This window comes from Streptomyces pseudogriseolus (assembly GCA_002154585.1).
Taxonomy (GTDB): Bacteria; Actinomycetota; Actinomycetes; order Streptomycetales; family Streptomycetaceae; genus Streptomyces; species Streptomyces pseudogriseolus.
In genome coordinates this window covers 1-6,509 of sequence record MUNG01000150.1, presented here as the reverse complement: position 1 = coordinate 6,509, position 6,509 = coordinate 1, and the positions used below count along the sequence as shown (strand labels likewise).

The 6,509-nt window shown below is 75.1% G+C and carries 7 protein-coding genes; 3 read left to right on the top strand and 4 right to left on the bottom strand.

Annotated elements, in window-relative coordinates; all coding sequences use genetic code 11:
* Positions 1–128 precede the first annotated feature (128 nt).
* Genes CCN29_RS15240 through CCN29_RS15230 form a run of 3 tightly spaced genes read right to left on the bottom strand, consistent with a single transcriptional unit; the run spans position 129 to position 3,797 of the window.
* Positions 129–758, bottom strand: coding sequence for a TetR/AcrR family transcriptional regulator (locus CCN29_RS15240; protein ID WP_006131271.1), 630 nt, complete (start codon positions 756–758; stop codon positions 129–131).
* 35 nt (positions 759–793) lie between these two features.
* Complete coding sequence (locus CCN29_RS15235; RefSeq protein ID WP_086682448.1) at positions 794–2,878, bottom strand: YhgE/Pip family protein; 2,085 nt, start codon at positions 2,876–2,878, stop codon at positions 794–796.
* Complete coding sequence (locus CCN29_RS15230) at positions 2,850–3,797, bottom strand: ATP-binding cassette domain-containing protein (protein ID WP_086682445.1); 948 nt, start codon at positions 3,795–3,797, stop codon at positions 2,850–2,852. Before CCN29_RS15230 ends, CCN29_RS15235 begins: the two co-directional genes overlap by 29 nt.
* A gap of 192 nt (positions 3,798–3,989) precedes the next feature.
* Here CCN29_RS15230 and CCN29_RS15225 point away from each other — a divergent pair, with 192 nt between their 5' ends.
* The 3 genes from CCN29_RS15225 to CCN29_RS15215 all read left to right on the top strand — a co-directional run bounded on the left by CCN29_RS15225 (position 3,990) and on the right by CCN29_RS15215 (position 6,132).
* Positions 3,990–4,556: an SAV_6107 family HEPN domain-containing protein gene (locus CCN29_RS15225; RefSeq protein WP_006131274.1), complete on the top strand. Its 567-nt coding sequence runs from the start codon at positions 3,990–3,992 to the stop codon at positions 4,554–4,556.
* 113 nt (positions 4,557–4,669) lie between these two features.
* Entirely contained in the window at positions 4,670–5,440 is a 771-nt protein-coding gene (locus tag CCN29_RS15220; protein WP_006131275.1) for a methyltransferase, read from the top strand.
* 287 nt (positions 5,441–5,727) lie between these two features.
* A complete protein-coding gene (locus CCN29_RS15215; protein WP_006131276.1) occupies positions 5,728–6,132 on the top strand; it encodes an SCO2097 family morphological protein in 405 nt (134 codons plus the stop codon).
* A gap of 164 nt (positions 6,133–6,296) precedes the next feature.
* On the opposite strand, the gene CCN29_RS15210 is transcribed toward CCN29_RS15215, so the two are convergent.
* Positions 6,297–6,509: hypothetical protein (locus CCN29_RS15210; RefSeq protein ID WP_143661337.1), on the bottom strand; the 213-nt coding region annotated here is incomplete at its 5' end.

Sequence of the window (6,509 nt, the reverse complement as noted above, 5' to 3'; positions counted from 1 at the left end):
ACGTACGGGGGAACAACGGGGGATCACGGGGGAACAGGGAGGCGCCGGCCCGGCCGGTGGCCCGCGGGGGACGCGGCCACCGCCGGACCGGCGCCTTCGCGTGTGCGCCCTCGCCGTCCGCCCAGGGGTCAGCCCCGCCCGCTGACCCGGCCCTGGAGCAGCCGCGACAGCGCCGCGTGCACGTCGTCCAGGGACCGCTCCGGCTGGAACGACTTCCAGTCCAGCGCCGCCACCAGCACCATGCCCACCAGCGCCGCCGCGGTCAGCGGCACGTCGATCTCCTCGCTGAACTCCCCGGCCGCCACGCCCTCGCGCAGCACGTCCTCGACGACCGCCACGGCCTGCTGCCGCACGACCATCAGCGTGGACTGCCAGGCCCGGTTGGTGCGCCACAGCTCCGCCACGTACAGCTGGGTGAAGGCCGGGTAGCGGTCGATGAACACCAGCCCCGCCCGGACCATCGCGTCCAGGGCGTCGACCTTGCTCCCGCCCTCCAGGGCCGTCCGCTCGGCCGCCTCCCGCAGCGAGGCGGTCAGCAGGCCGACCCCGTGCCGCAGCAGCTCCTCGAAGAGGACCGACTTGCTCGCGAAGTTGTAGTAGACGGTGCCCTTCGCGACGCCCGCCCGCTCGGCGATCTCGTCCACCGTGGTGGCGGAGAACCCCTGCTCGGCGATGAGCGTGACGGCCGCCTCGTAGAGCTTCTGCCGGGTGGCCTCGCGGCGGGCGCTGCCGCCCGGCGTGGTGCTGCTGCGTTCCATGGCCCCGATTGTCACAGGAGCGCCGGCCGGCCGGTTCACAGGCTCAGCTCCGGGTGCAGCCGGTCGAGCGTCCACACCTGCCGGCGGCGGGCCGACAGCGCGGTCAGCGCGAGCGCGCCGGCCGTGAAGGCCGCCAGCACCGCGCAGGCCGTCCACACCGGCCCGAGCCCGCCGCCCGAGATCAGCCGCCGCAGCGCCTCCACGACATGGGTCATCGGCAGGAACGGGTGCAGCGCGTTGAAGAAGTCCGGACTGGTCTGCACGGGGTACGTGCCGCCCGCCGAGGTGAGCTGGAGCATCAGCAGCGCCAGCACGAGGATCCGGCCGGCCGCGCCGAAGCGGGCGTTCAGCCACTGCACGAGCGCCGCGAAGCACGCCGTCACCAGGAACAGGAAGCCCACCGTCCCGGCCGTCCGCGCCATCCGCAGGCCCAGGCCCCAGTGCAGCACCGCCATCAGCGCCACCGTCTGCGCCACCCCGATCGCCGCCACCGGGAGCCAGCCGGCCAGCGCGATCCGCCAGGCGGAGGCGCCCGCCGCGAGCGCCCGCCGGTTCATCGGCGCGATCAGCATGTACGCCACCATCGCGCCCACCCACAGCGACAGCGGGATGAAGTACGGGGCGAAACCGGTGCCGTAGTTCGGCGCCTTGTGCAGGTCGCGGGAGACCAGGCGCACCGGGTCGGCCATCACCTCGGTGCGCTCGTCGCGCTGGGCCTCGTCGTAGTCGGGGATCTGCCCGGCGCCCCGGTGCAGACCGCCGGCCAGCTCCTCGGACCCGTCGGCCAGCTTGAACAGGCCGCCGCTGAGGTCGTCCGCGCCCGTCTTCAGCCTGCCGACGCCCTTGTCCAGGTCGCGGGCGCCGGTCTCGGCGGTGGCGAGCCCCTTGTCGAGCTTCTTCGCCCCGGCCGCGACCTTGCCGGCGCCGGCGTTGAGCTTGTTGACGCGGCTGACGGCGTCGTCGAGGTCCTCGGAGAGGTGCGGGGCGCGGCCGGCGAGCGCACGCGCCTGCTTCTCCAGGGTGGCGAGCTGTCCGTCGAGCGTCTTCAGGTCCGCGCGGTGTCCGGTGACCAGCGCGGAGACGTCGTCGGCGACGGAGGAGGCGTCCGCCACGGCCTCCGCGGCCTTCTTCAGCTCCGGGCAGGCCGGGTCGGGCTCGTCGGCGTCCTCGCAGCGCTCACGGTGCAGCGTGTCCAGCGTGCCGGACGCCTCGTGGGCCTCCTTCGCGGCGGCGGGAGCCTTCTCCGCCAGGGCGTCCAGGTCCTCCCGCAGCTGCCCGGCCGTGTCGGCGACGAAGCGGGCCGTCGCGCCGATGGCCTTCTCGTTCTTCTTCAGGAACGGGCCCGCCTCGGCGTTCAGCGCGTTCACCTTCCCGGCGAGCAGGCGCGTGCCGTCGGCGACCTTGGACGAGCCGTCCTTCAGGGTGCCCGCGCCCTTGTGCAGGTCCTTCAGCCCCTTGGCCAGCTTGCCGCTGCCCGCGCGGGCCTCCTTCAGCCCGGCCGCGAGGTCCTTGGAGCCCTTCTCCGCCTCGCCGATGCCCCCGTTCAGCTTGTCGGCCCCCCGCGCCGCCTTCACCGTCTCGCCGTGGATGTCGGAGAAGGAGACGAAGATCTGGTCGAGGAAGGACCGGGAGGTCTTGGTGGACGCGGCCCGCCGCACCTCGCCGAAGACCGTCCGGGAGATCTGCCCGACGATGTAGTTGTTCGCGTCGTTGGTGCGCACCCGGAGCGCGCCGGTCTCGGGGGAGTCGCCGGAACTGGAGGCGACACGGCGGCTGAAGTCGGCGGGCACGGTCAGCGACAGGTAGTACGTGCCGTCCTCGACCCCGCGCCGCGCCTCCTCCTCGCTCACCTCCCGCCAGTCGAAGGCGGAGCTGTCGCGCAGGCCCTCGGTGATGTCGTCGCCGGCCGTGATCCGCCTGCCGTTCGCCGTCGCGCCCTCGTCCTCGTTCACGAGGGCGACGGGGATCCGGTCAAGCCGGCCGTACGGGTCCCAGAACGACCACAGGTACAGGGCGCCGTAGAGCAGGGGCAGCACCAGCAGGGCGACGAGCGCCGCGCGCGGCAGGGTGCCGCGCCCGAAGCGCCGCAGCTCAAGAGCGGCCAGTCGCGGCGATCGCATCGTCGTCGGCCTCCTTCTCGTCGTGGGGGCCGGCCGTGCGGTCGGGGTCGGCCGTGCGGCCGGGGCCGGCCTTCTCGTCGCGGCCGAGCGTGTGGCCGGGGCCGGCGGGGGAGTCGTGCGGCTCGTCGCCGTCCGGGCCGGCGGGGGAGCGGCCGGGCCCGTCGCCGGTGGGGGCGGCCCCTTCGGTCTCCGGGCCGCCTGCCCGTTCCGCGCCCGTACGGACGACCACCGCGCCGGGCGGCGGCTCGCTGCACACGGCCAGCACCGTGACCCCCGTGCCGGAGACGGACCGCAGCAGCGTCCACACCTCCTCGCGCTCGGCGGCCGACAGCTTCAGGTCGGCGTCGTCGATCCCGAGCAGCCGGGGCCGCCCCAGCAACGCCAGCGCCAGCGACAGCCGCAGCGCCTCCACCCGCTCCAGGTCCCGCACCGCGGTCCGCCCGCCCTTGGGCAGGGCGCCCAGGCCGAGCCCGGCGGCGGCCAGCGCCTCGTCGACGCGGCGGCGCCGCTCCTCCCGCCGCTCGGCGCGCGGACGGATCAGCCGCCGCGGCCCCGGGAGCGCCCCCCGCGCGCCCCCGAAGCGCCGCGACAGCAGCTCCTGCTCGCGCAGATGCTCGGCCACGGTGAGCGCCGGGTCGAGATCGGTCACCCCGGCGACGTGCGCCAGGGTGCTGCGGCGGCGTACGGCGGCCATGCGCCGGGGGAGTTCCAGCCCGCCGACGACGGCCCGCCCCTCCGTCGGCCTCATCCGCCCGGTGAGCGCGAGCAGCAGACAGGTGCGGCCCGTGCCGGACGGCCCCGTCACCGCGATCAGCGCGCCGGGCGCGGCGTCGGCCGACACGTCGCGGAAGGCCCACCCCCGTGGCCCCTTCAGGCCGAGGCCGTCGGCCACGACGGCGAGTCCGCTCGGATCGTCCACGGATCCCCCTGGAACCGGGCGCCGGAACACGGCGCCATCTTTTGAACTGACTGGTCAGTCCAAAAGTTAGCTCGAACGGGCGAACGAGGCAACGTCGCAGGTCAGAACGGATTGTCAGTGCCATACCGCACGATGTGCACATACGGCACGTGCCTCATGGCATGCCGTCACGAAGACGACAGGAGGTTCGTCATGGCCCACTCGTCCGCAGCCGCCGCCCGTCGGCGCCGCGCATCCGGCCCTGCCCCCTCACTGCACAACGGCCCGGCGAGCGACATCCACCCGGTGCTGCGCCGCGCCGCGGCCCCGCCCGCCGCCCTCGACCTGCTCGCCCAGGCCCGCGCCGGACTCGACGAGGCCGCCGTCCTCGACACCCCCAACGAGCGCTACGCGACGGCCCACCTGGCCGCCCTGCGCACCGCCGCCGCCGTGCTCGCCGCCCGGGGCAGGCCCGAGACCTCGCCCCGGGCGCGGGCCAAGATACGAAGCGCGTGGGAGGTGCTCCCGGAGATCGCGCCCGAACTCACCGAGTGGAGCGCCCTGTTCGCCTCGGGCGCCCGGCGCCGTGCCCGGGCCGAGGCGGGCATCCAGGGCGCGGCGACCGTGCGGGACGCCGACGACCTGATCCGGGACGTGGCGATGTTCCTGCGCCTGGTGGAGCGGATGCTGGTGCTCCAGCCGGTGCTGCCCCAGCCCCGCCCCGACCGGGACGCGGGCCCCGACCCCGGCCCGCGCGGCGGCCTGCCCGACGCGGGCTGACCGGGAGCCCACCGGGTGACGGCGGGCCGCCGCGCAGGCCATAGGGTGGACAGCGCCTGAAACCCGATCGCCCCGCCCCACCCCAGGCGGTGCCCCGCCGAGGAGTCACCACCGTGTCGGACCCGATGCGCCCCCGCGCCGCTCTCCGTACCGCCGTTGTCTGGGACGTCCTCCAGGACGCCCTGGAACGCAGGGTCAAGGCCACCGGACGCCAGGCCCTGGACGTCCTCGACACCGGCGGCGGCAGCGGCAACTTCGCGGTGCCCCTGGCCCGGCTCGGACACCGGGTGACCGTCGTCGACCCCAGCCCCAACGCCCTGTTCGCCCTCGAGCGCCGCGCCGCCGAGGAGGGCGTCGCGGACCGGGTGCGGGGCGTGCAGGGCGACGCCCGCGGCCTGTTCGACGTCGCCGAGCGCGGCGGCTACGACGTCGTCCTCTGCCACGGCGTCCTGGAGTACGTCGACGACCCGGCGGAGGGCGTGCGCAACACGGTGGCCGCCCTGCGCCCCGGCGGGGTCCTCAGCCTGCTCGCCGCGGGCCTGGGCGGCGCGGTGCTCGCCCGCGCCCTCGCCGGGCACTTCACGGAGGCCCGGCAGGCCCTCGGCGACCCGAACGGCCGATGGGGCGACGGCGACCCCGTGCCGCGCCGCTTCACCGCCGACCAGCTCACCGCGCTGGTGCGCGGCGCGGGCCTGGAGGCCGTCGCGGTGCACGGCGTCCGCGTCTTCTCCGACCTCGTCCCCGGCGTGCTCGTCGACACCGAGCCCGGGGCGATGGAGGCCCTGCTGAAGCTGGAGGCCGCCGCGGCCGAGCTCGCCGCGTTCCACTCCGTGGCCACGCAGCTTCATGTGCTCGGTGAGACGGGCGGGACCGACGGGGCGTGAGCGGCCGTCCGTGACACGGCGCTGATCAGCGGCGCGTGCGCCGGCCCCAGGGCGCATGGACTGTGCCACAGGCCCCCCGAATGGCGGCTCGGAGCCGTATGATCGAGGGAGACCGCCCGGCATGACGGGTCGGCCGCCGGGGAATGACAGCCTCAGCGGACCGGTGCGTGATGGCGGACTCCGGTCGGCAATTGGCGCAGAGGGGCGGGTTTCACGGGGGCGATTCCCTGCCTATCCTGAAGGGACCCCCCGGGTCGCCCCGGCGACTGCACGATGAGGAGGACTCCGTGCCGCTCTCGGAGCACGAGCAGCGCATGCTCGAGCAAATGGAGCGAGCGCTGTACGCCGAAGATCCCAAGTTCGCGACGGCGCTCGAGGGAAGCGGGCTGCGTACGTACACCCGGCGACGGGTCTACCAGGCGGTCGCGGGCTTCCTCGTAGGTATTGCGCTCCTCATGGCCGGTATGGTCGCCCAGCAGGTGTGGCTCAGCGTCGTGGGCTTCCTCGTGATGCTGGGGTGCGCCGTACTCGCGGTGACCGGATGGCGCAAGGCGCCCAAGCCGGGTGAGCAGGCCGCCGGTGCGGGGGCCGCGCCGCGGGCGGGCCGCCAGGGCAGAGCGCGGCGCTCGATGATGGACCGCATCGAGGAGCGGTGGCAGCGGCGCCGGGACGAGCAGGGCGGCGGCCACTGAGGCCCACGTGATCTTTCGGTTCAGGGGCGTTCACCTACGGGGTGGGCGCCCCTGAGTCGTATCCGCGGGTGCGTGTGGCTGTTCGCGCAGTTTCCCGCGCCCCTTGGAGGGGCGCGGGAAACTGCGCGAACAGCCCCTGACGGCCCGGGGCCGCCGACGCGACCTCAGCCGCGCTGGCGCGTAGGCAGATGCCAGTCCGGACGCAGGGCGGCCAACCGGTCCCGCAGGGACGCCCAGCGGTCGGACACCGCCCACACCACCCGCACGGCCGACCGCGGCGCGAGCAGCGCCCGCAGCCGGGCCCCGCGGGACGCCGAGTCCCGCAACGCCCCCGACGCGAGCCGCACATCCTCCGCCAGCCCCACGGCCGGCCGTGG

Excerpts from the sequence above, each read along its gene's own strand:
- CCN29_RS15225 (WP_006131274.1), top strand. The coding sequence starts at position 3,990 with ATGGCCCACTCGTCCGCAGCCGCCGCCCGTCGGCGCCGCGCATCCGGC.
- CCN29_RS15235 (WP_086682448.1), bottom strand. The coding sequence starts at position 2,878 with ATGCGATCGCCGCGACTGGCCGCTCTTGAGCTGCGGCGCTTCGGGCGC.
- CCN29_RS15240 (WP_006131271.1), bottom strand. The coding sequence starts at position 758 with ATGGAACGCAGCAGCACCACGCCGGGCGGCAGCGCCCGCCGCGAGGCC.